Consider the following 23,573-nt stretch of genomic DNA (forward strand, 5'->3'; position numbering starts at 1 on the left):
GCCACGGCGAATCCGCGAAAATGACGATCATGGCCATCAAGCAGCTTTCAGAAACCCTCATCAACCAGATCGCCGCCGGCGAGGTCATCGAAAGACCCTCCAGCGCCACGAAGGAACTGGTGGAAAACGCCATCGACGCCGGCGCGACGCGGATCGAGATCGCCACGGCGGGCGGCGGCAAGGGGCTGGTGCGGATCACCGACAACGGCTCCGGCATGTCGCCCGCCGATCTTGAGCTTGCGGTGCGGCGTCATTGTACCTCGAAGATTTCCGATACGCTGGACGATATCCGCACGCTCGGGTTTCGCGGCGAGGCGCTGCCCTCCATCGGCTCGGTCGCCAAGCTGACAATCACCAGCCGCCAACAGGGCGCGGAACAGGGTTCGGTGATTTCCGTCACCGGCGGCAAGGTGTCCGATGTGCGGCCCGCCGCCTCGAATGCCGGCACCATCGTCGAGGTGCGCGACCTGTTCTTCGCCACGCCGGCGCGGTTAAAATTCCTGAAAACGGAACGGGCGGAGGCGGCGGCCATTACCGAGGTCGTCAAGCGCATGGCAATCGCCTTTCCGCATATCCGTTTCGTACTTTCCGGCACCGACCGCTCGACGCTCGAAATCCCTTCGACCGGTGACGACCATCTTGCCCGCATGGCGCAAATCCTCGGTGCCGAGTTCAAGGACAACGCCATCGAAATCGATGCCGGGCGCGAGGATGTGACGCTCTCCGGTTTTGCCGGCGTGCCGACCTTCAATCGCGGTAACTCGGCGCATCAATATGTCTTCGTCAATGGCCGCCCGGTGCAGGACAAGCTGCTTTTATCCGCCATTCGCGGCGCTTATGCCGAAACCGTGCCGCATGGGCGATATCCGGTCGCGGTGTTGTCCATCACGCTCGATCCCGCCTTTGTGGACGTGAACGTGCACCCGGCAAAATCCGATGTGCGTTTTCGCGATCCCGGCCTCATTCGCGGGCTTATCGTCGGCGCGATCCGGCAGGCGCTGACTCGTGACGGCGACAGGGCCGCAACGACGGGTGCGAACCAGATGATGAACGCCTTCCGCCCCGGCTACAGCCCGTCCGGCCTCCGGCCGTCGCCTTCCATGGCTGCCCCCGCGCCATGGTCCGCGGCCACGTCCCCGTCGCGGCCGCTCGCCGTTTCCGGGAACATGCAATTTGCCGAAGCGGTGCAATCGCGCTTTTCCGATATCACCATGCCAACGGCGCGGGCCGAACCGCGCGAGGCTTACGAGGCCTCCCCTGACTCTTCACCAGAGCCGGTGGTGTATCCGCTTGGAGCGGCACGGGCGCAGCTGCACGAGAACTACATCATCGCGCAGACGGAAAACGGCCTCGTCATCGTCGACCAGCATGCTGCGCATGAGCGGCTGGTGTTCGAACAGATGCGCAATGCGCTGCATTCCAGGCGGCCGCCTTCGCAGGTGCTGCTCATTCCTGAAATCATCGACCTGCCGGAAGAGGATTGCGACCGGCTGATGGATCACGCCGCCGGTTTCGATGCGCTGGGGCTCGTCATCGAGCGTTTCGGGCCGGGCGCCGTCGCCGTTCGCGAAACGCCCGCCATGCTGGGCGAAGTCAATGTGCAGGGGCTGGTGCGCCAGCTTGCCGACGAGATCGCCGAATGGGACGCCGCCTCCACGCTTGCCAACAAGCTGGAATATGTCGCAGCCACCATGGCCTGCCATGGCTCCGTGCGCTCCGGCCGGCGCATGCGGCCGGAAGAGATGAACGCGCTTCTGCGGCAGATGGAAAACACGCCGGGTTCCGGCCAGTGCAATCACGGCCGCCCGACCTATATCGAACTGAAACTTTCCGATATAGAACGGCTCTTCGGCCGTAGCTGACGCTTCATACACGCACGAACGGTGGGGCTGGCCTTGCGCCGCGCCGGGCTATATAAATTTGAGATACTGGAGCACCCAATTGTTCAGGAAAACGCTGCGCCGTTTCGGACTGGGTGCCCTGACGGGACAGAGCAGGAGACGAAAACGGATGAACAGATTTGAAGGAGGCGGCAACCGCCTCGCCGTCATCGAATATCTCGACGGTGACTTCCGCATCGTCCAGACCGGCTCGCACGTCATCTGCGCCGTGACAGGCAAGACAATCCCCGTAGATGAGCTGCGCTACTGGAGCGTGGTGCGGCAGGAGGCCTATGTGGATGCGGCGGCTTCGCTGGAAGCCGAAAAGAAGGCTGGCAATTTGCCGGCGTGAGTTGGGAAGCGGCGCATTGAGTATGGCGCGTGTGCCTCCCCTCATCCCTGTGCTTGTCACAGGGATCCAGCCAGCCCAAGTCCTTGGACTGAAAGAACTCTCCCCGCCGCGCGGACGCGCGTCGACTGGATTCCTGTGACAAGCACAGGAATGAGGGGAAGTGAGTATACGGCGGTTTATCTTCTTCGGTGCTCTAAAGCGACGTCCGCGCATTGTCCCGCAGCAGACGCGCACGGCAGTTCCTCACCGCCGTATCGATGATCGTCGCGGCCGCGTTGGGGTCGTCGAACACCATGTCGATTTCGATCACCAGGCTGTTCCACAGCAATTCTTCCGCCCGGCCGTGGTGCCCGTTAAGCCGTACCGCGTCCTTGGCCGTCGTCACCAGTTGCAGGTTCTCTTTATCGGCGTCCTGCAGAAGATCGGCGATCTCGTCGTCGCTGAAATGGTGATGATCCGGGAAGGAGCGCTGCAGCACGATATCGCCGCCGAGCGCCTCGACCGTTCGATAGAACTTGGCCGGGTCGGCGATGCCCGCATAGGCCAGCACGCGTCTTCCCCTGAAATCCTGCGGCTCCTGCGGCGTGATCGCCGCCACGAAGACGGGTTTGGCGGCCTTTGCCGCCTGCCGGACCAGGGCATCGGCCGCATGGCCATTGCCGACCTTCAGGAGCCCGGTCATGTGCCGCATCTGCTCGGCAAGCGGCGCCCTCACCGGGCCGCCCGGCACGAGATGGCCGTTGCCGATGCCGCGCATCGTATCGATGACGACGAGCGCATAATCCAGCGTTAGGCGTGCGCTCTGGAAACCGTCATCCATGATGATGAGATCAACGCCTTCCTTCACCAGCCGGTGTGCGCCTTCCACGCGCTTGCGGGAAATGACCGTGACCGCCTCTCGCGCCAGGAGCAGCGGCTCATCGCCGACGTCGGCCGAGCGGTGCTGTCCGGGATCGACAAGGGTGGTGACGTCGAGCGTGCCGCCGTAACCGCGGCTGAGAAATCCGGGTTTCAGGCCCTTTGCGACGGCGGCTCTCGCAATTGCCATCGCCGTCGGTGTCTTGCCGGCGCCACCCACGGTGAAGTTGCCGATGCAGATGACCGGAACGGCAACGCTTGCCCTCTTCGCCGTTCGCATCCGCCGGCCGGCGATCTTGCCGTAAAGAAGCGAGAAAGGAGACAGGAGCCACGCCTGCCAGCCCGCTTTCTGCCACCAGAACGGCGGCGCTTCAGAAACCATCTATTCCCGCTCCCGGCCGCGTCGCCCACGGCATTCCGTTCGCCCGTCACATGTCAGGAGGCTGTTTGCCAGAAAAAACCGTAAATTGCAAAAATGGAATAAACGGGTTTGATGGAGCCGCACCCGGCCCGGCGGAAATTCCACCGGGTTCAGAGAACCCGTTCCGGCAAAAGCGCTTCAAGCGCGGTGATGTCGTCGAAACAAAAATCGGCATCCGCGCCGAGGCTTTCGCGCGAGCCTGTTCCGGTCAAAACGGCGATACGCAAACCGGCACCGGCGTTCTTCGCCATATGCAGATCGTGATTATTGTCGCCGACCACCGCCACACGCTCCGGCGGGAAGCCTATCGCCTCGCAGAAACCGAGAACCATGCCGGGCTGCGGCTTGGTGCCGTAACCGCTGTCATATCCCGCGACAAAATCGACGTCCTTTTCGAAACCGAAGCGGATGGCCGTCTGGCGGATGGAGTTTTCATTGTCGCTGGAGGCGATGCCGAGCTTGTAGCCGCGGGCCTTCAGCCTTGCGAAAAACGCCTTGAGATCGGTCACCGGCACGGATTTATCCGCAGCCTCGGTGAACAACCGGTCGAGGCGCGCCGTCAGTTCCCCGACATCGCAGGGCGAGCCGGCGGCAACCAGACCGGCGGCGATTTCCGCGGTGTTGCCGGCGGCCAGAAGGCTGTCCGGCACCACATGACCGGTAACGGGGTCCATGCCGCAGGCGGAAAGAAGCCGGTCGGCAAGAGCGGGATCGCCCTTGGCGGCAATCGCCGCAAGCTCGCGGTTCACCGGACCCCAGCTGGCGTCATAACCGAGAAGCGTTCCGTCCTTGTCGAAAAGGACTGCGGCGATCGATTGCGCCGCGTTGAGTTCGATATCCGCTACCATGAACCGATGGCGCTCCGCGGTTGCAGCTTGGCGGAAACGGTGAGCGGATTGATATAGGGTTCCAGCGCCTTGACGGTGGAGGACAGCGCACCGCGCATATCCTGAATGACCCGGTTGCCGGCATCGATCATCTTGTAACGCTCATTGTCGTTGACCAGCAGATAATGCACCGCCTTGGCCAGCATCTCCACATCGCGGATGATACGACCGCCGCCGGCGCGGATCAGCTTCTGATAGGCCTCGCGGAAATTCTGCACATGTGCACCAGACAGCACGGCGCAGCCGAGCATGGCCGGTTCCAGCGGGTTCTGCCCGCCCTCGGCAGTCAAGGAGCGGCCGACGAAGGCAAGCTCGGTCAGGCGCAGATAAAGCCCCATTTCGCCGATGGAATCGCCGAGGAAAATATCGGTTTCCGGCGTAATCACGTCATTGCGGCTGCGGCGGGCGACCGAAAGATTCATGCCCTTCAGCATCGCCTCGACATCGTCGCCACGCTCGGGATGGCGCGGCACGATGATGGTCAGTTGCCCATTGCGCGACTTGATCGCCGCATGAACGGTGGCGGCCGCCTTCTCCTCGCCGTCGAAAGTGGAGATGGCGGCCCATGTCTTGCGATTGCCGACCTGCTTGCGATAGCTCTCCAGCAGCGCCTCGTCGTATGGCGGCGGGTCGGTGTCGCCCTTCAGGTTGCCTGAAATCACCACCGGCCAGGAGCCGAGATCGCGGAAACGTTCGGCATCGAGATCGGACTGCGCAACCACCAGCGCCAGCTTGGAAAACAGCGATTCAGCAATGTCATGCCGGGCTTTCCAGCGGTCGAAGGAACGGTCGGAGAGGCGCGCATTGACCCGGATCTGCGGAATGTGCCGGCGTTCCAGCTCCATCATCGTCACCGGCCAGATTTCCGATTCCGCAGTGATGGCTGCATCCGGCGCCCAGTAGGTCAGGAAACGGTTGACCGCGATTTTGATATCGAGCGGCACATATTGATGGATCACATCGTCGCCCAGCCGCGTGCGGGTCAGTTCGGCCGAGGTGACGGTGCCGGTGGTCAAAAGCACGAAGATATCACGCTTGCGGATTTCGCGGATCAGCGGAATAAGCGCCAGCGTTTCACCCACGCTTGCGGCATGGAACCAGACCAGCGGCCCGCGCGGGCGCTCGGCGCTCGCATAACCGAAACGTTCGAGCCGACGGCGCTTGTCTTCCTTGCCCTTCGCCGCCCGGTAGGAAAGATAGGGCTTCGCGAACGGGTAAGCGGCGATACCGGCAATGCGGTAACCGGAAAGAGCGAAACGTGCGATACGGCTGCTCATGACATTCTGCCCTTGATCATTCCGCGCAATGCCCTTCCCCTGTTTTTGGTTGTTATCGCCGCCTACTTCTTCTCAAATTGCGTCATTTTTTGTCATCGGAAACGAAAGCGCGATCACATTTTCTCGCCGTGGTATTCCCGGCCTGCGCCGCTCGCGCAGGAATCACGGAAAAACTCGCTTTCACCCAATAGTATTACAACGCAAGGGCAAAAGGACTCAAATTTTGTCGTCCGGATTGAGAAGACGGTGCATATGCACGATAAAATAACGCATATGGGCGTTATCGACGGTCATCTGCGCCTTGGACTTCCATGCGGTGAGCGCGGAAGCATAGTCCGGAAAGATACCGACGATATCGAGCGCGTTCAAATCCCGGAACTGAACATCCTGAAGGTTTTCCAGTTCGCCGCCGAATACGAGGTGCAGCAGCTGTTTCTGTTTGCCAGATTCCGTCATGTCTTTGTCTCTTTCTTAAACTCTGAGAGAGGCCTTCATCTGCGGGATTTCCCGGCAAACGTCAACTGTCAGACAGATGTGAAAACGCTTTCAAAAGTACAGGCAGGGCATAATCTGCTGCAGCGCACAATGCGGGGTGGTTCACCTGCCGGCGATTATACATCAGAGGTTTTCCATCGAGCCCGACCAGCCGGCCGCCAGCCTTCTCCAGAATGAGGTCGGCGGCGGCGAGATCCCACTCGTGCGAGTTGGCCTTGACCAGCGTTCCGTCGATGCGGCCATCCGCCACCATGGCCAGCCGATAGGCGAGCGAAGGTACGTGCGGAATGCGCTTGACGCCACCCCGCACCTCTTCCGGCAGATGCGTGATTACGTCTTCTGGCGCCGCCAGATGGAAGATGCCAGCATTTTCACGCGCGGCAAAAACGGGCGCTCCGTTTTTCAGCGCTTCGCCGCCTTCCAATGCGGTGAACTCCTCGGCAAGCGCCGGAGCGACAAGGGCCGCGACCACCGGCCGGCCCTCATGCACCACCGCGACGCTGACGCACCAGGTATCGCGGCCACCGATGAAGGCGCGGGTGCCATCGATGGGGTCGACAACGAAGACGGTGGAGCGGGAAAGCCTGTCCGTATCGTCATCCGTCTCTTCGGAGAGCCAGCCGTATTCCGGCCGGGCGGAGCGCAGGATGGTTTCGAGAATTTCATTGGCGGCGTAGTCGGCCGCGCTGACCGGCGAAAGCCCGCCATTCTTCCACCAGACCTCGGGATCCTTGCGGAAGAAACCGAGGGCCGTCTCGCCCGCCTTGCGGGCGGCTTCAAGCACCAGCCTCAGATCGGAGGCCCAGCGGGCCTCAGCCATATCGTTCATTTTGCCGTCTTTTCCGCGCGCCTCACACGGCGCGCCCGTTTTTCTTCTCGCACTTGCACACAAAGTGCCGGCGAAAACAACCCGCAGGCCGTCTCACTTGCCCGCGATCGTCATGCCTTCAATGGCGAGCGTCGGGGCGGCGACGCCGTATTTGCGGTCGATATCGTTGGCCGGCGTGACCCGCATGAACATGTCCTTCAGGTTCGAGGCGATGGTGACCTCGGAAACCGCAAAGGTCTTTTCGCCGTTCTCGATCCAGAAACCGCTCGCCCCGCAGCTATATTCACCCGTGATCATATTGGCGCCGTGGCCGATCAGCTCGGTGACGTAAAAGCCGGTTCCGACCTGTCGCAGCAGATCCTCCGGCGAGAGATCGCCCGGCTCCAGCGCCAGATTGGTGGAGGCCGGCGAAACCGCCGTGCCGCCGCGCACGCCGCGACCGTTGGTTTCAAGGCCGAGTTCCCGTGCCGCCGAGGTGGACAGGAACCAGTGCTTGAGAACACCGTCCTCAATCATCGTCATCTTCTCGCCGCGCACGCCCTCGCCATCGAAGGGACGCGAGGACGGGCCGCGCACGATCTGCGGATCGTCGGTGAGATAAAGGCCCTTTTTCAGAACCTGCTGACCCATCTTATCGCGCAGGAAGCTGGTTTTGCGGGCAACCGACGCGCCGTTGATGGCGCCGGCAATCGCACCGACAAAACCGCGGGCGATGCGCGGATCGAAAACCACGGTGATGTTGCTGCCGGTATCGACCTGGCGCGGGCCGACACGGCGCACGACTTTTTCCCCGGCGCGGCGGCCGATTTCTTCGGCGGCATCCAGATCGGCATAATAAAGGCGGCTGTCGAAATCGTAGTCGCGCTCCATCTTCGTGCCTTCGCCGGCAATGACGCTGACGGAACGGCTGAAGCGGCTGCCCATATAGCTGCCGGAAAAACCGTGCGAGGTGGCAAGCACGAGGCCGCCCATGCCGCTCGATGCGCCGGCGCCGGAGGAATTGCTGACACCCTTGACCGCAAGTGCTGCCTCTTCCGAAGCAAGGGCTGCCTCACGCAGCTGATCGGCCGACACTTCCGTCGCATCGAAAAGCTGAAGATCGTCATAGGAAGTGGCCAGCCGTTCCTTGTCCGCAAGGCAGGCAAAGGGGTCTTCCGGCGAAACCTTCGCCATCGCCACGGCCCGCTCCGCCAAGGTCTTCAGGTCGAAGCCCGGATTGGCCGAAACGCTTGCCACCCGGCGGCCAACGAAGACGCGCAGGGAAAAATCGTCGCTTTCGGAGGATTCGGTGCTTTCCACCTTGCCGAGCCGCACGCCGACCGATTGCGAGCGGGAGCGGACGACAACGGCATCCGCCTCATCCGCACCGGCGGCACGGGCAAGATCGACAAGCTGGCTGGCGCGATCGAGAAGTTTGGAAGAATCTATTTCTGAGGACATGAGTTGGCCTTTCATTCCTGTTCCATTTATTGTGCCAGCAACCCCGCATCAAGGGCGAAACGCCGCTTTCTCCATTCGGACGGTATTGTCGCCACCCTATTCGAAAGTCCGCCCGCATGACCGAGCACGACGCTCTCTTTTCCGAACCCCTGCTGCTTCTGGCCGGCGCGGTCATCGCGGCCTCGGTTTTCCGCAAGCTCGGGCTCGGCACCGTGCTCGGTTATCTGGTGGCGGGCATCATCATCGGGCCGTTCCTGCATCTGGTCACGGATGCGAAGGACATCTTCAATGTCTCGGAACTGGGCGTGGTTTTCCTGCTTTTCATCATCGGCCTCGAACTGAAGCCGTCGCGCATCTGGCAGATGCGGCGCGATATCTTAGGGCTGGGGATGGCGCAGGTGCTGGTGACGGGCAGCGTGCTGGCGGCCATTGCCTGGTGGGCAGGGCTGATCGACTGGCGCGGCAGCCTCGTCGCAGGTTTCGGCCTTGCGCTTTCCTCCACCGCTTTTGCACTGCAAATCCTTGCCGATGACGGCGACATGAATACGCGGCACGGCAACCGCTCCTTTTCGATCCTGCTGTTTCAGGACCTCGCCATCGTGCCGCTTCTTGCCCTCGTCACCATTCTTTCCAACCGGCCGGATGTGCCGACGGATTCGATGGTGTCCGATCTCATCGCCTCCGTCGTTGCCGTGGCCGGCATGGTGCTGGCCGGGCGGTATCTGCTGACGCCGATGTTCCAGATCATCGCCCGCACCGGTGCGAGGGAGGTGATGATTGCCGCTGCCCTCTTCGTCGTCATCGGCGCCGCCGCCATCATGGAGGCGGTGGGTTTGTCGATGGGCATGGGCGCGCTGCTGGCGGGGCTGATGCTGTCTGAATCCTCCTACCGGCACGAGCTGGAGGCCGATATCGAGCCGTTTCGCGGCCTGTTTCTGGCGCTGTTCTTCATGGCTGTCGGCATGTCGCTGCATATCCATATCGTCTATGAGCATATTCTGCTCATCCTGATCGCCGTGCCGGCGATGATGGCGGTGAAGGCGGCGCTGATCTATGGCCTTTGCCGCATCGCCGGCTCGTCGCGTTATGCATCGAGCCGCATCGCGCTGCTTCTGGCGCAGGGCGGCGAATTCGGCTTCGTGCTCTTCACCACCGCTGCCGCCTCCGGGCTGTTTCCGCAGGCGACGGCCTCGATCCTCGTTGCCGTCGTCACGCTTTCCATGGCGCTGACGCCCCTTCTGGCGGTGATTTCACGCCGGCTGACGGCGGAGGATGCGGAAGAGGACAAGCTGGAGGAGGATTTCGACGGGGCGGGCGCGGATGTGCTGATGATCGGCTTTTCCCGCTTCGGCCAGATCGCCTCGCAGATCCTTCTCGCCGGCGGGCGCGACGTGACTGTCATCGACAGCTCGGCCGACCGCGTGCGGCAGGCCGCCCGTTTCGGCTTCCGCATCTTTTTCGGCGATGGCACCCGCAAGGACGTGCTGATCGCCGCCGGCATCGAGCGGGCCGATCTCGTTGCGGTCTGCACCCACAAGAAGGAGGTGACCGACCGTATCATCGACATGATCCAGTCGGAATTTCCGAGCGTGCGCATCTATGCCCGCTCCTATGACCGCGTGCATTCCCTCGACCTCAGAAAAAAGGGCGTGGAATATGAAATCCGCGAAACGCTGGAATCGGGCCTGCTGTTCGGCAGGCGCATTCTGGAGGGGCTGGATATGGATGGCGAAAGGGCGCTGGCGATTGCCGACGACATTCGCGAACGGGACGAGGAGCGATTGCAGCTACAGGCCGTGGAAGGCCTCGCCGCCGGCCGGCAGATGCTGCACAACAAGCCGGTGCGCGAGGTGAAGCCCGAACCGCTGATGAAGCCGAAGACCAAGGCGGAAAAGTGGGAAGAAGAAGAGGATGCGGAGGACAGCGAGACGGAAGTTTCGCTGTGAATTGAGTTCAACTTAGTGACTGGGAGCGCCGCGCTTGTTTCTTCTCCCCGCCGGGGAGAAGTCCGCGGCAGCGGGATGAGGGGACAAGAGTAGCGATATTCGGAGAGGGTACCCCCTCATCCGGCCCTTCGGGCCACCTTCTCCCCCTCGGGGAGAAGAAAACTCGCCTCACTCGTCACGCCTCCACACCCTGCCCGCGGTGAAACAGTTCCACCTGCATGTCGATCTGCCGTTTCAGATCGTCCTTGATGCCAGCCGATGCGTTCAGCACCTCTTCGGACTTCAGGAAATCCAGCACACCGAAACGGTGCACGGGCGGGCGCAGGAAAATATGCGGCGGGCGTAGCCTCAGTTTCAGGGCAATCGCCGCCTGCATCATCAGCTGGCTGGCGCCGAACAGGCTGTCCAGCCGGTTCGGCATGGTGGTTCCATCACCTTCCGGGCCACCGACGACATCAACGCCGATGACGATATCGGCGTGATCGAGCAGATGCTCATAGGGCACCGGATTAAAAATGCCGCCGTCGATCATGATGCGGCCATCGATACGCACCGGCATGAACAATGCGGGAATGGCGGCAGATGCGGCCAGCGCCTGGATGATCTCGCCGCGTTCCACCACCACTTCGGTCTGGGCGTAATAATCCGTGGCTATCACTTTGAGCGGAATGGCAAGCTCGGAAAAATCCTTCGGCAGAGCCTGCGGCATCAGGGCGTGCAGGATGAGTTCGAGGTTGAACTGCCCGAGGCGAAAACCGTCCACCGCATGGCGCATCGATGCCGGGCCGAGGCTCCAGAGCCGGTTGGCGACCGAGCCTTTTCGTCCCATCAGCTCAAGTGTGTATTCACGGATTTCCCGGCCGGTCATGCCGGCCGCCATGCCAGCGCCGATGATGGAGCCGATGGACGAACCGGAAATCGCCACGGGCCGGATGCCGAGTTCGTCCAGCGCCTCGATGACGTTGATGTGGCAGATGCCGCGTGCGCCGCCGCCGCCGAGCGCCAGTCCGAAGGTCGGCTCATGGCCGCCCGCACCGTCACCTTGGAGAACCTCTTCCCCGGCGCGGACGATCGTTATGCTCTCGTTTACACCCTGCTCCATGCGAATACCCAAATTCTTTCCACGGTAAAGACTCTGCCTATTGCGCAAACAAGACAAGACCGTGGCGTGACGGGAAGGTGTTCCTGTTAGAGCGTTCTCGCTTTTCTTCGAATCGCGAAAAAACTCTAACTCTTTGTTCTGTCGCATTTCCGGGCGGAAAACCGGGCTCCACTTTTCCTGGAAATGCTTTAGGGCTCGTAACGGTAGAAATGCATTTTCGTATCGCCGAAGATGCGGCTTTCGAGCGGTTTGAAAACCGGATCGACCTTGACCGTCACATCGCCGCGCTCTTCGAGGATGGCGAGGGCGCCGGGGTTCAGCCAGCCGCCGCCATGGGCGGCCGCGAAAGCCTTCTCGCCATGGCCATAGCCATAGGGCGGATCGGCGAAGAGAAGATCGAATGGTTCGATATTGTTGACGCCGCCGAGCTTGGTGGCGTCACGCCGCAGGATACGGGCGCGGCCATGCAGACCCAGCGCATCGATATTTTCCCAGAGCAGCCCCCTGCCCTCGACGCCGTTTTCGACGAAGAGCGCCACGCGACAGCCGCGCGAAAGCGCCTCCAGACCGACCGCACCGGTTCCGGCAAAAACATCCAGAACGCGCGTGCCATCCAGACTTTCCGGATAGGCATGGCTCAGAATATTGAAGAGGCTTTCCCGCGTCCTGTCGATGGTCGGACGAATGGAATTCGATTTCGGCGCGGCCAAACTCCGGCCGCGGAACTCACCGCCTACGATCCGCATTACGTGTCATTCCCCTGCCTCCAGAAGGTTTGCCACCCGGGCCTTTGCCGCCCGGCTTGCCGCCGCCGGGACCACCGGGGCCTTTGCTCTTGCCTGAGAAACCCGAACGTTCGCCACGCTCGCCCGACTTTCCGAAAGATGGCTTGCCGAATCCGGATTTACCGGCCGGCTTGCCGCCACGGGGCTTTTCGCCCGCCGGGCGCTCGCCGCGTGGGCGGTCACCGTCTTCACGGGGTCTGTCGCGGAACGGACGGTCACCGAAAGGTTTTTCACCGCGAGCGGTGCGATCACCAAAACTCTTCTCGCCACGTGGGCGGTCGCTGCGCGGGCGATCACCCTCTTCGCGCGGCTTGTCACGGAACGGCCGGTCGCCGAAAGGTTTGCCGCCGCGTGCCGGGCGGTCGCCGAAGCTCTTTTCACCGCGCGGACGATCACCCTCTTCACGCGGCCTGTCGCGGAATGGCCGGTCGCCGAACGGCTTTCCGCCGCGCCCACCACGATCACCAAAGCTCTTTTCGCCACGCGGACGGTCGCCGCGTCCGCGGCCACCTTCTTCTTCGCGGGGGGAATCTGAGCGGATCCACTCGCCCTCGGCATCCGCATGCCGCACGACATTGCGCCGCGCTTCGTCCTGGGCGGAAGGCTTCTTGAAGAGGTTTTCGGCTTCCGCGCGGGCGGAAGACTTGCGCTCCTTGCCGTCACGGGTGGGCCTTGCACCGGGCGCCATCCAGACATTGGCCGTGCGGCTCGTGCCGGCGGCCTGGCGTGGGCGGCGGTCGTCGCCTTCATCCTCGCCGCGGCCCTTTGCGCCAAATTTCCCGGCGGGCTTGGAGCCGAACTTGCCGGCCGGCTTGTCGCCGCGCTTGGTGTCAAGACGGCCGAGCGCCTTTTCACGACGATCCTCGGACTTGCCGCTCTTTTCGAAGCGCGGCTTGCTTTCCGGCGCATCGCTCTTTGCCCATTCGGATTTCACGGGCCGCTTCGGCGCGTCGTCTTCTTCATCCTCAACGGGCGCATTGTAGATCGGCGCGTCGAAATTGGCGCCAGCCTGTTCGATCAGACGCGGGCCGAGCTGGTCGCGCAGCATGCGGCCGCGCACTTCCAGCACCTTGCCTTCAGCGAGATCGCCGAGCTGGAACGGACCGTAGGAAACGCGGATCAGCCGGTTGACCTCGAGACCGAGCGCGCCGAGCACGTTCTTGATTTCGCGGTTCTTGCCTTCACGCAGGCCCATGCTGATCCAGACATTGTGGCCCTGGGTACGGTCGAGCGTGGCGTCGATTGCGCCGTAGAGCACGCCGTCGACGGCAATGCCTTCCTTCAGCTTGTCGAGCGCGGCCTGATCGACCTCGCCATGGGCGCGCACGCGGTAGCGGCGCAGCCAGCCGGTGGTCGGCAGTTCCAGCACGCGGGAAAGTCCGCCATCGTTGGTGAGCAGCAGCAGGCCTTCGGTATTGATATCGAGACGGCCGATGGACAGAACGCGCGGCAGTTCACCGGGCAGATTGTCGAAAACGGTCGGGCGGCCTTCCGGGTCGGAGTTGGTCGTCACCAGACCGGCGGGCTTGTGGTAAAGCCACAGGCGCGTGCGCTCGGCGCCGCGAATCGGCATGCCGTCGACTTCGATCTTGTCGGAGAGTGTGGCGTTCACCACCGGCGTATCCAGCTTGACGCCGTTCAGCGACACGCGGCCTTCCATGATCATGCGCTCGACATCGCGGCGCGAGGCCACACCGGCGCGCGCCATGATCTTGGAAATGCGCTCGGGCTTGGAAGCGCCAACGGTTTCCGGCACCGGGGCGGCCTTTGCCTCGGTCGGTTTCTTTTCGCGCTCTGGGGCGGGCTTGCCGGGGCCTTTCGGCTTCCTGTCGCGGCTAAATGTCTTGCCGCCGTCACGCTTCGGCTTGTCTTTAAAAGTCATTTGCTGTTTGCCTGTTGTTTGGGCTGTCCTATCAGGTCCAAGCACAAGGGTTAAGAGGAAATTGAAACGCAATGGCCGAAAGGACGCATTTCATGGAGCTGGCGCTTTCGGAAGCCCGTGCCGCGGCTAAGCGGCAGGAGGTTCCGATCGGCGCGGTACTGGTTATGGACGGCCGCGTCATCGCCAGTTCCGGCAACCGCACCCGTGAATTGAACGATGTGACGGCTCACGCCGAAATCGCCGTGATCCGCATGGCCTGCGAGGCGCTGGAGCAGGAACGCCTGCCTGGCGCCGATCTCTACGTGACACTGGAGCCCTGTACCATGTGTGCGGCGGCAATTTCATTTGCCCGTATCCGCCGACTCTATTACGGCGCGCGAGACCCGAAGGGCGGCGCAGTGGAGAGTGGCGTGCGTTTCTTCAGCCAGCCGACATGCCACCATGCGCCGGATGTCTATTCGGGACTGGCAGAAAGCGAAAGTGCGGAAATCCTGCGGCAATTTTTTCGCGAGAAACGCCTCGACGATTGAGCGACCGGCGGGAGATGCAAGCTTTCCCGCAGGCCATCAGCCATTCGTTATTATTGGAAGGGGTTCCACCAGCTCTTGCCGGTATTTGCCACGGCCGCTTCTTTCTTGCGGCGCTTTTCCTTCTTCAGCTCCGGTTCGCCGAGATCGGTCAGCTGATCCTGCGGAACGCTGCGGTATTCAGCCGGCGGATCGGTGAGGAACCTGCGCTGGGCGTTGACGACGGAGCCGCCCTGGGCTTCGGCCTTGGCCTTGCGGAAGGCTTCCCATTTCTGGGTTTCGGTCATCTGGCCGGCGGTGCCGTTGCCTGCGAGCAGCGGCGAGCGATAATGCGGGTTGTTCTTGTTCGCATCGGCCTCTTCGCGCAGGCGTTCGCGGGTTTCTTCCGGCGATTCGACCCATTGCGGATTGTTTTCGCGGCTTGCCATGTTCTGCTGCGGCGTGGCCAACTGTTCGGCACGGGCCTGAGCAGGAACGACGAGGCCCGGGCGGGGGCTGTATTTCAGGTTGCGCTTTTCCTGGTCATTGCCGGTGATCGAGGTCGCGTTGCCAAGATCGTCGACAAGCTGTTCCGCTGCCGTCTTGCCCGTGCCGTAGGTCGGGCTCGTGCACGCGCCAAGCAACACGCCTATCGTCGTGATGCCAATAACCGTGCGAAACATGCCCAAACCCTGCGCATTACCCTGCATCGTCTTCATTGAAACCCTTCCAGCCGTCCGTCCCACTTCGCCAGACATCGTCTTTCGGCAGGCGGCAGCCCGCATTGCCGTGCAAATCCGGCCATTTTCAGGCAGGTGTACCGGATGAAGAGGCAAAGCGCAATTCATCCGGTCATTTTCGTTACGAGAGTGCGGCAAGCTCACGCAGGGCCGCTGCATCGCGGGCAGAAACGTCAGGATAATCCGGATCAGACCCGACATCGGTGGTGATGCGCCACGAACGCGCGCATTTTTCACCTTCCGCGAGCTTCTGCTCGACCACAACCTTCGGCACTTCCGGCAGGCGGAAGCCATCGGCCGGGCCTTCGTCACCCACAACCGTGATGGCCGAGGTGATGCAGATTTCGGCGAAGTCCTGATCCTTCAGCGCGGCCAAAAGATCGGCGTCGGCAATGTGGACGACAGGTGCTGCCTCCAGCGAGGAGCCGATGCGCTTTTCACGGCGCTCGACTTCAAGCGCGCCCGTCACGACGGTACGGACCTTGCGGATTTTCTCCCACTTCGCTTCCAGCGCATCGTTCTTCCAGTTTGCCGGGATTTCCGGGAACTGGGCGAGATGCACCGACTCCGCATCCGGGTAACGCGACAGCCACGCTTCTTCCGTGGTGAAGGGCAGCATGGGGGCAAGCCACGTCACCAGGCAATCGAACAGCTTGGCGATGACCGACAGGGCCGCGCGGCGCTTTAGCGACGACGGCGCGTCGCAATAAAGCGTGTCCTTGCGGACGTCGAAATAGAAGGCGGAAAGTTCGACATTGGCAAAGTCGATCAGCGCGCGGGTGATCTTCTTGAACTCGAAGCCGTCATAACCCTCGCGAACCACGCCATCGAGTTCGGACAGGCGGTGCAGCACCAGCTTTTCGAGCTCCGGCAGATCGTCATAGGCGATCTCCTCGCCCTTGTAATGGGCGAGCGTGCCGAGCATCCAGCGGATGGTGTTGCGCAGCTTGCGATAGGCATCGACATTGGTCTGGATGATGGCCTTGCCGAGGCGCTGGTCTTCCCAGTAATCCGTGGTCATCACCCACAGGCGCAGGATGTCGGCACCCGACTGGCTCATGACTTCCTGAGGGGCGACCACGTTGCCGAGCGACTTCGACTGCTTGCGGCCCTGCTCGTCCATGGTGAAACCGTGGGTGACAACGGCATTGTAAGGCGCACGACCACGCGTCGCGCAGCTTTCAAGCAGCGACGAATGGAACCAGCCGCGATGTTGGTCGGAGCCTTCGAGATAGACATCCGCCGGCCACTTCAAGTCCGGTCGGTCTTCCAGCGTGAAGGTGTGGGTGCAGCCGCTGTCAAACCAGACGTCGAGAATGTCCATGACCTGCTGCCACTTGGCGTGGTCGTGGTCATTGCCGAGGAAGCGTTCCTTGGCGCCTTCGGCGAACCAGGCGTCAGCACCTTCGGCTTCGAAGGCCTCGAGGATGCGGGCGTTGACGGCCTCATCAATCAGGACTTCACCCTTCTCATCCGCGAAGACGGCGATCGGCACGCCCCAGCTGCGCTGGCGCGACAAGACCCAGTCCGGGCGGCCTTCGATCATGGCGCGCAGACGGTTCTGGCCGGAAGCCGGCACAAAGCGGGTCTGGTCGATGGCGGAAAGCGAACGGGAGCGCAGCGTCGTGCCGTCGCCCAGTTCCTTGTCCATATACACGAACCATTGCGGTGTATTGCGGAAGATGACAGGCTTCTTGGAGCGCCAGCTATGCGGATAGCTGTGCTTCAGACGGCCACGGGCAAACAGGTTGTTTTCCGCGATCAGCGCCTTGATGACGCGCTCGTTGGCGTCACCCTTCTTGCCGTTATCGTCCATGACGCGGGCAGCGCCGCCTTCAGCGGACGGGCCGAAACCGGGGGCGTCTTCGGTGTAGAAACCGTCGTCGCCGACCGTGAAGGGGATCTTGGAGGAGATGCCGCGCGCTTCCAGATCGCGCGCCTGCGCCATCCACGCATCAAAGTCCTCGCGGCCATGGCCTGGAGCAGTATGCACAAAGCCGGTACCGGCATCGTCGGTGACGTGATCGCCATCGAGCACCGGAACAGGGAAGGTGTAACCCAGCGATGCCAGCGGGTGGGCGCAGCTGACAGCCGCGAGCTCTTCCGCCTTCACGTCGCGCAGGCGTGTAAATTCGAGCTTTGCCTTGGCAAAGCATTCCGCTGCCAGCTTGTCTGCGAAGACGAGTTTTTCACCCGGCTGCGGCCCGAAATCATTCGCAGCCGCCGTGACCTCATAAAGGCCATAGGCGATGCGTGACGAAAACGAGACGGCGCGGTTGCCGGGGATCGTCCACGGCGTGGTCGTCCAGATGACGATGGAAGCGCCATTGAGCTCCGCAGAACCTTCAACGACCGGGAACTTCACCCAGATCGTGTCGCTCTCGACGTCATGATATTCGACTTCCGCTTCCGCCAGCGCCGTGCGCTCCACGACCGACCACATGATCGGCTTGGAACCGCGGTAGAGCTGGCCGCTCTTGGCAATCTTCAGCAATTCGCCGGCGATGCGCGCTTCGGCGTGGAAGTTCATCGTCGTATAGGGGTTTTCAAAATCCCCCTCGATGCCGAGGCGTTTGAACTCCTCGGACTGGACCTTGATCCAGCCGGCCGCAAACTCACGGCACTCCTGGCGGAATTCGTTGACCGGAACTTCGTCCTTGTTCTTGCCTTTGGCGCGATAGGCTTCCTCGATCTTCCATTCGATCGGCAGACCGTGGCAATCCCAGCCCGGCACGTAATTGGCGTCGTAACCGCGCATCTGGAACGAGCGGGTGATGACGTCCTTCAGGATTTTATTGAGCGCATGGCCGATGTGGATATTGCCGTTGGCGTAGGGCGGGCCGTCATGCAGCACGAATTTTTCTCGGCCGGCGGCGGAGGCGCGCAGGCGTTTGTAGAGGCCCATTTCCTGCCAGCGTTTCACCGTTTCCGGTTCCTTCTGCGGCAGGCCGGCGCGCATCGGAAAATCCGTCTGCGGCAGATAGAGGGTGGAGGAGTAATCCAGTTTTTCTGCGGTGTCGCTCATAATCGTACCGTTGTTGCGCGCCGTGTCGGTCGCGCCGTCTCAATTTCAAAGAGGGCAAATACGGAAAGCGCCATGACCAAAGTCATGACAAGCGCCAAAATCCCGGACCTTCCGGCTCGTCAGAGCGGGCGGAAGGCCGGGCCAATAATTCGGCCAATCTGAGTTTTGAACATCAACCGGTATTGGGACATGGCCGGTTGTTTATGCGGTTTTCCGGCAAAAAGGAAGAGAAAAGCGACGGCAATATCGGCCGGAACAGAGGCTGACCGGCCTTACCCGGTCAGAACGCGATCCTGGCGTCCAGTTCGCTGAGCGGACGCACGCCCGATAACATCGCCCTCGCCTCTTCTTCATCGCGCCTGATCTGGGCGACGAGCGGATCGAGACCGTCGAATTTCAGCTCGTCGCGCAGGTGCCCGAAGAACGAGACCGAACAGACCTCGCCATAGAGATCGCCGGAAAAATCGAAGACGAATGTTTCAAGCAGCGCCGCGCCGTTTTCAGTGACGGTCGGGCGATAACCGAAGCTCGCCACGCCATCGCGGATCGAACCGTCCGGGCGGCGGAACCGCACGGCATAGATGCCCGCTTTCAGTTCCGTTTCCGGCGCCAGCGCCATATTGGCGGTGGGATAACCCAGCGTGCGGCCGAGCTTCTGGCCGCCGATGACTTCGCTTTCCACCGTGAAGCGATAACCGAGCAGGCCTGCGGCGCCCGCCACATCGCCTTCGCATAGAAGCGAGCGAATCCGGCTGGAAGAGACGACATCCGCACCCTCGTCGCGGAAGGCATCCACCAGCGTCACGTCGAAGCCATGGCGTTTGCCGGCCTCCATCAGAAATGCCGGGCCGCCTTCGCGGCCCTTGCCGAAATGGAAATCGAAGCCGGTGACGACAGCGCTGGCGTGGAGCCAATCGACCAGAATGGACTGGACGAATTCTTCCGCCGAGCGCTGCGAAAATTCCCGGTCGAAGGGATATTCGATGACGGAGCGGAAACCGATGGCCTCAAGGATGCGCGCCTTGAGGGGCGCGGGCGTGAGACGAAAAACCGGCGTATCGGGACGGAAGACGGAACGGGGATGCGGCTCGAAGGTCAGCACCAGCGCGGGAACGCCACGGGCGTCCGCCAGTTCCAGGGCACGATCCAGCACAGCCCGGTGGCCGCGATGCACGCCGTCAAAATTGCCGATGGCGATGACGCCGCCGCGAAGAGCTTCCGGCAGCGGCTCCTTTTTTTCATTGCGGTGAAAGACGGTCATGGCAATCGATCCATTCCTGCGCCAGCTATTCCTTGAGGCGAGATGTCCTCAGGCGAGACGGGGCATCCACCAGCCGGGAGCAGCACCCTGCCCCTTGAGATAGGCGTTGAGAAGCGCCTCGTCCGTCTGGCCGTTCAGCGTATATTCGGCGGCGTGAATGCCGCCGCTGATATAAAGAAGGTTGAGACCGCTCGCAATCGCGCCCTTCACATCCGTTGGCATGCCGTCGCCGATGGCAAGCACGCGATCCTTGGCGAAAGCGCCGCGCACTTCTTTGGCCGCCGCAAGGCAGGCCTCATAGATCGGCGCATGCGGCTTGCCGGCAATGCGGACCTCGCCGCCGAGCTGTTCATAGTATGCGGCCATGGCGCCGGCGCAGGGAATGATGCGCTCGCCGCGCTCCACCACCAGATCGGGATTGGCGCAGATCATCGGCACGTTGCGGGCAATGAAGCCCTTGAGCATTTCGGTATAGTCCTCGGGCGTTTCCGTCTCGTCATCGAAAAAGCCGGTGCAGACCACGGACTGCGCTTCCGCCTCGCCGACGCGCTCGACATCGAGACCGTCCAGCAGCGGCAGATCGCGTTCCGGGCCGAGCAGGAATACTTTTTTCGGGCCTTCCGCGATCAGGCCGCGGGTGACGTCACCGGAGGTGATGATGCGGTCATAGGCCTCATCCGGCACGCCGAGAACGCGAAGCTGGGCGATGACGCCGGGAGCGGGGCGCGGCGAATTGGTGATGAGCACCACCGTCTTGCCGGCCTCGCGCGCTTCCCGCAGCGCAACTGCCGCATCCGGAAAAGCGCTGACGCCATTGTGCAGCACGCCCCAGACATCCGAAAGAATAACGTCGAACCCAGCCGTGATTTCGCCGAGAGTGAGAATGCGATGGGCCATGAGATGCTTTCCGGATGCGAGAAGAGGCTGAGCGTCACATCGCAAAGCGGGACGCCGATGGCAAGGAAAAAAGCGCCGCCAGACCGGTCTTTGGCCCGCCTGACGCAGCATGAACACAAATGCCCCTTAGATGCGATGCGGCCGGAACGCACGAAAAGAATGTCGTCGCGGCGCGCATCCGCGTATGGGAAATTTCTGTCATGGAACGCTGATAACCATAAGCCATGAAATTTTTCAGACAGGGCGTTCTTGACTCCGGCAGAAGCCCTCCTTATCTCGGTTCCGCTGGCACTCGATAAAGGAGAGTGCTAACACCCATCAGGCGAGTTCCAAAAGCTCGCGCAGTCATTTGATCGAGGGATTAGACAATGACAAGCACCAATTTCCGCCCGCTTCACGATCGCGTCGTCGTTCGTCGCGTTGAGTCCGAAGAAAAGACCAAGGGCGGCATCATCATTCCCGACACCGCCAAGGAAAAGCCGCAGGAAGGCGAAATCGTCGCCGTCGGTTCCGGCGCACGTGACGAGGCCGGCAAGGTCTTCGCTCTCGACGTCAAGGTTGGTGATCGCGTTCTGTTCGGCAAGTGGTCGGGCACCGAAGTCAAGCTCAACGGCGAAGACCTTCTGATCATGAAGGAAGCCGACATCATGGGCATTATCGGCTGATTTCAGTCGACCCATCGTTTCCTTAAATTTCAAGCCGGACCCGGTCCGGCCATTCGAAACCAGGAGTTTTGAAAATGGCAGCCAAAGAAGTAAAATTCGGCCGCACAGCACGCGAAAAGATGCTCAAGGGCGTCGACGTTCTTGCTGATGCAGTGAAGGTAACCCTCGGCCCGAAGGGTCGTAACGTCGTTATCGACAAGTCCTTCGGCGCTCCGCGCATCACCAAGGACGGCGTTTCCGTCGCCAAGGAAATCGAACTGGAAGACAAGTTCGAGAACATGGGCGCACAGCTCGTTCGCGAAGTTGCCTCCAAGACCAACGACATCGCCGGTGACGGCACCACCACCGCGACCGTTCTGGCCCAGGCCATCGTTCGCGAAGGTTCCAAGGCAGTTGCTGCCGGCATGAACCCGATGGACCTGAAGCGTGGTATCGATCTGGCCGTTGCTGAAGTCGTCAAGGACCTTCAGGCCAAGGCCAAGAAGATCAACACGTCTGAAGAAGTTGCGCAGGTTGGCACGATCTCTGCAAACGGCGAGCGTCAGATCGGTCTCGACATTGCTGAAGCAATGCAGAAGGTCGGCAACGAAGGCGTCATCACCGTTGAAGAAGCCAAGACCGCTGAAACCGAACTCGAAGTCGTCGAAGGCATGCAGTTCGACCGCGGCTACCTGTCGCCCTACTTCGTGACCAACCCGGAAAAGATGGTTGCGGACCTCGAAGACGCATACATCCTTCTGCACGAAAAGAAGCTCTCGAACCTTCAGGCCATGCTGCCGGTTCTCGAAGCCGTCGTTCAGACCGGCAAGCCGCTCGTCATCATCGCTGAAGACGTCGAAGGCGAAGCTCTTGCAACGCTCGTCGTCAACAAGCTGCGTGGCGGCCTCAAGATCGCTGCCGTCAAGGCTCCTGGCTTCGGCGACCGCCGCAAGGCCATGCTGGAAGACATCGCCATCCTGACCGGTGGTACCGTCATTTCCGAAGACCTCGGCATCAAGCTCGAAAACGTTACCCTCGACATGCTCGGCAAGTCGAAGAAGGTTTCGATCTCCAAGGAAAACACCACGATCGTTGACGGCGCCGGCCAGAAGTCCGACATCGAAGGTCGTGTTGCCCAGATCAAGGCCCAGATCGAAGAAACCACCTCCGACTACGACCGCGAAAAGCTGCAGGAACGTCTTGCCAAGCTCGCTGGCGGCGTTGCCGTTATCCGCGTCGGCGGTTCGACGGAAGTTGAAGTGAAGGAAAAGAAGGACCGCATCGACGACGCTCTCAACGCGACGCGCGCTGCCGTTCAGGAAGGCATCGTACCGGGCGGCGGCGTTGCCCTGCTGCGTTCGTCCACGAAGATCACCGCAAAGGGTGAAAACGACGACCAGGAAGCCGGTATCAACATCATCCGCCGCGCCCTGCAGGCTCTGGTTCGCCAGATTGCAGACAACGCAGGTGACGAAGCTTCCATCGTTGTCGGCAAGATCCTCGAGAAGAACGAAGACAACTACGGCTACAACGCCCAGACCGGTGAATATGGCGACCTGATCCAGCTCGGCATCGTCGACCCGGTCAAGGTTGTTCGTACGGCTCTGCAGAACGCAGCTTCGGTTGCTTCGCTGCTGATCACCACCGAAGCCATGATCGCCGAGCTTCCGAAGAAGGACGCTCCGATGCCGGCAATGCCGGGCGGCGGCATGGGCGGCATGGACTTCTAATCAGTCCTGTCACCGGATTAAGAAAGGGCGGTCTCCGGATCGCCCTTTTTTCGTTGCCGCCCATGCCCTTTAAGTGGTCCGGCGTCGCAAGCGCGCCCGACGGGCGGCATGGACTTCTAATCAGCCCTGTCACCGGATTAAGAAAGGGCGGTCTCCGGATCGCCCTTTTTCTTTGCCGCCCATGCCCTTTAAGTGGTCCGGCGTCGCAAGCGCGCCCGACGGGCGGGATGGACTTCTAATGGGTCCTGTCACCGGATTAAGAAAGGGCGGTCTTCGGACCGCCCTTTTTCTTTGCCGTGCCTGTGGGATTGACGGAAGGCGGCGCACCTTATCGACGCTCTCGCAAGAGATGCCTCATGAAATCAACAGGTTGCATAATTCTGAAGGCCGAAAGCGGAAGGGTTCGTGTATTGTCTCGTTTTGGAACAGGCGTGATTTTATCCGGCTATTTTTGCAACCCCATGCAATAATGGGGCACATCCAAGAGCGAATCACCACCCCATATGGGGCGGATTTCCACTCGGACCGGCTTATAAGTGCGCTATTTAGTTGTGCTTTTTCGCATGCCTCGCGATTTTGAAGAAGAAATACATAATATTTTTGATTTTCTCACTGG

Annotated in this window: 19 protein-coding genes; 6 read left to right on the top strand and 13 right to left on the bottom strand. The window is 61.5% G+C overall.

Annotation, left to right across the window (positions count from 1 at the left end; translation table 11 throughout):
* The first annotated feature begins 29 nt into the window (after positions 1-29).
* Complete coding sequence (mutL, locus tag RAC79_RS07560; protein ID WP_174039000.1) at positions 30-1,862, top strand: DNA mismatch repair endonuclease MutL; 1,833 nt, start codon at positions 30-32, stop codon at positions 1,860-1,862.
* Between the two features lie 148 nt (positions 1,863-2,010).
* Positions 2,011-2,232, top strand: a complete 222-nt coding sequence (locus RAC79_RS07565; protein WP_174038849.1) for a DUF2093 domain-containing protein — start codon at positions 2,011-2,013, stop codon at positions 2,230-2,232.
* Positions 2,233-2,425: 193 nt separating this feature from the next.
* On the opposite strand, the gene lpxK is transcribed toward RAC79_RS07565, so the two are convergent.
* The 6 genes from lpxK to RAC79_RS07595 form a co-directional block, all read right to left on the bottom strand.
* Positions 2,426-3,472 (bottom strand): tetraacyldisaccharide 4'-kinase, encoded by a 1,047-nt coding sequence (gene lpxK / locus RAC79_RS07570; RefSeq protein WP_080856003.1) that lies wholly within the window; start codon positions 3,470-3,472, stop codon positions 2,426-2,428.
* Positions 3,473-3,621: 149 nt separating this feature from the next.
* Positions 3,622-4,359 (bottom strand): HAD family hydrolase, encoded by a 738-nt coding sequence (locus RAC79_RS07575; RefSeq protein ID WP_174038847.1) that lies wholly within the window; start codon positions 4,357-4,359, stop codon positions 3,622-3,624.
* Positions 4,353-5,675 carry a lipid IV(A) 3-deoxy-D-manno-octulosonic acid transferase gene (waaA, locus tag RAC79_RS07580; protein WP_174038846.1) on the bottom strand — a complete coding sequence of 441 codons (1,323 nt, stop codon included), beginning with the start codon at positions 5,673-5,675 and terminating at the stop codon, positions 4,353-4,355. Before waaA ends, RAC79_RS07575 begins: the two co-directional genes overlap by 7 nt.
* Positions 5,676-5,891: 216 nt before the next feature.
* A complete protein-coding gene (locus tag RAC79_RS07585; RefSeq protein WP_174038845.1) occupies positions 5,892-6,131 on the bottom strand; it encodes a DUF4170 domain-containing protein in 240 nt (79 codons plus the stop codon).
* Positions 6,132-6,192: 61 nt separating this feature from the next.
* Positions 6,193-6,999 (bottom strand): 3'(2'),5'-bisphosphate nucleotidase CysQ, encoded by an 807-nt coding sequence (locus RAC79_RS07590; protein ID WP_174038844.1) that lies wholly within the window; start codon positions 6,997-6,999, stop codon positions 6,193-6,195.
* Positions 7,000-7,092: 93 nt separating this feature from the next.
* Positions 7,093-8,439 (bottom strand): TldD/PmbA family protein, encoded by a 1,347-nt coding sequence (locus RAC79_RS07595; protein WP_003522934.1) that lies wholly within the window; start codon positions 8,437-8,439, stop codon positions 7,093-7,095.
* 116 nt (positions 8,440-8,555) lie between these two features.
* On the opposite strand from RAC79_RS07595, the gene RAC79_RS07600 reads away from it, so the two are divergent.
* Entirely contained in the window at positions 8,556-10,385 is a 1,830-nt protein-coding gene (locus RAC79_RS07600; protein WP_080852599.1) for a monovalent cation:proton antiporter-2 (CPA2) family protein, read from the top strand.
* 175 nt (positions 10,386-10,560) lie between these two features.
* Here the strand turns inward: RAC79_RS07600 and RAC79_RS07605 are convergent, their stop codons facing one another.
* From RAC79_RS07605 to RAC79_RS07615, 3 genes are all read right to left on the bottom strand, one after another.
* Entirely contained in the window at positions 10,561-11,487 is a 927-nt protein-coding gene (locus tag RAC79_RS07605) for a patatin-like phospholipase family protein (RefSeq protein ID WP_174038843.1), read from the bottom strand.
* A gap of 188 nt (positions 11,488-11,675) precedes the next feature.
* The gene (gene rsmD, locus RAC79_RS07610) at positions 11,676-12,233 is read right to left on the bottom strand and encodes a 16S rRNA (guanine(966)-N(2))-methyltransferase RsmD (RefSeq protein WP_035259743.1); all 558 of its coding nucleotides are present in this window, start codon (positions 12,231-12,233) and stop codon (positions 11,676-11,678) included.
* Positions 12,214-14,154, bottom strand: coding sequence for a pseudouridine synthase (locus RAC79_RS07615; RefSeq protein WP_174038841.1), 1,941 nt, complete (start codon positions 14,152-14,154; stop codon positions 12,214-12,216). Before RAC79_RS07615 ends, rsmD begins: the two co-directional genes overlap by 20 nt.
* Positions 14,155-14,225: 71 nt before the next feature.
* On the opposite strand from RAC79_RS07615, the gene RAC79_RS07620 reads away from it, so the two are divergent.
* Positions 14,226-14,684, top strand: coding sequence for a nucleoside deaminase (locus RAC79_RS07620; protein ID WP_003522940.1), 459 nt, complete (start codon positions 14,226-14,228; stop codon positions 14,682-14,684).
* A gap of 50 nt (positions 14,685-14,734) precedes the next feature.
* Here RAC79_RS07620 and RAC79_RS07625 read toward each other — a convergent pair whose 3' ends face one another.
* The 4 genes from RAC79_RS07625 to RAC79_RS07640 form a co-directional block, all read right to left on the bottom strand.
* Positions 14,735-15,379, bottom strand: coding sequence for a hypothetical protein (locus RAC79_RS07625; RefSeq protein WP_162934031.1), 645 nt, complete (start codon positions 15,377-15,379; stop codon positions 14,735-14,737).
* Positions 15,380-15,521: 142 nt separating this feature from the next.
* Positions 15,522-18,425, bottom strand: a complete 2,904-nt coding sequence (gene ileS, locus RAC79_RS07630) for an isoleucine--tRNA ligase (RefSeq protein ID WP_174038840.1) — start codon at positions 18,423-18,425, stop codon at positions 15,522-15,524.
* 280 nt (positions 18,426-18,705) lie between these two features.
* Positions 18,706-19,686, bottom strand: coding sequence for a bifunctional riboflavin kinase/FAD synthetase (locus RAC79_RS07635; protein ID WP_078051201.1), 981 nt, complete (start codon positions 19,684-19,686; stop codon positions 18,706-18,708).
* A gap of 48 nt (positions 19,687-19,734) precedes the next feature.
* Complete coding sequence (locus RAC79_RS07640) at positions 19,735-20,583, bottom strand: TIGR01459 family HAD-type hydrolase (protein ID WP_065654367.1); 849 nt, start codon at positions 20,581-20,583, stop codon at positions 19,735-19,737.
* Positions 20,584-20,951: 368 nt separating this feature from the next.
* Here RAC79_RS07640 and groES point away from each other — a divergent pair, with 368 nt between their 5' ends.
* Together groES and groL are read left to right on the top strand one after the other, a co-directional pair.
* Positions 20,952-21,248, top strand: a complete 297-nt coding sequence (gene groES / locus RAC79_RS07645; RefSeq protein ID WP_374996959.1) for a co-chaperone GroES — start codon at positions 20,952-20,954, stop codon at positions 21,246-21,248.
* Positions 21,249-21,322: 74 nt separating this feature from the next.
* The gene (gene groL, locus RAC79_RS07650) at positions 21,323-22,957 is read left to right on the top strand and encodes a chaperonin GroEL (protein ID WP_063947704.1); all 1,635 of its coding nucleotides are present in this window, start codon (positions 21,323-21,325) and stop codon (positions 22,955-22,957) included.
* The last annotated feature ends 616 nt before the right edge of the window (positions 22,958-23,573 follow it).

Origin of the sequence: Agrobacterium sp. LR_9, from assembly GCF_041954855.1 — a bacterium.
Classification (GTDB): Bacteria; Pseudomonadota; Alphaproteobacteria; order Rhizobiales; family Rhizobiaceae; genus Agrobacterium; species Agrobacterium leguminum.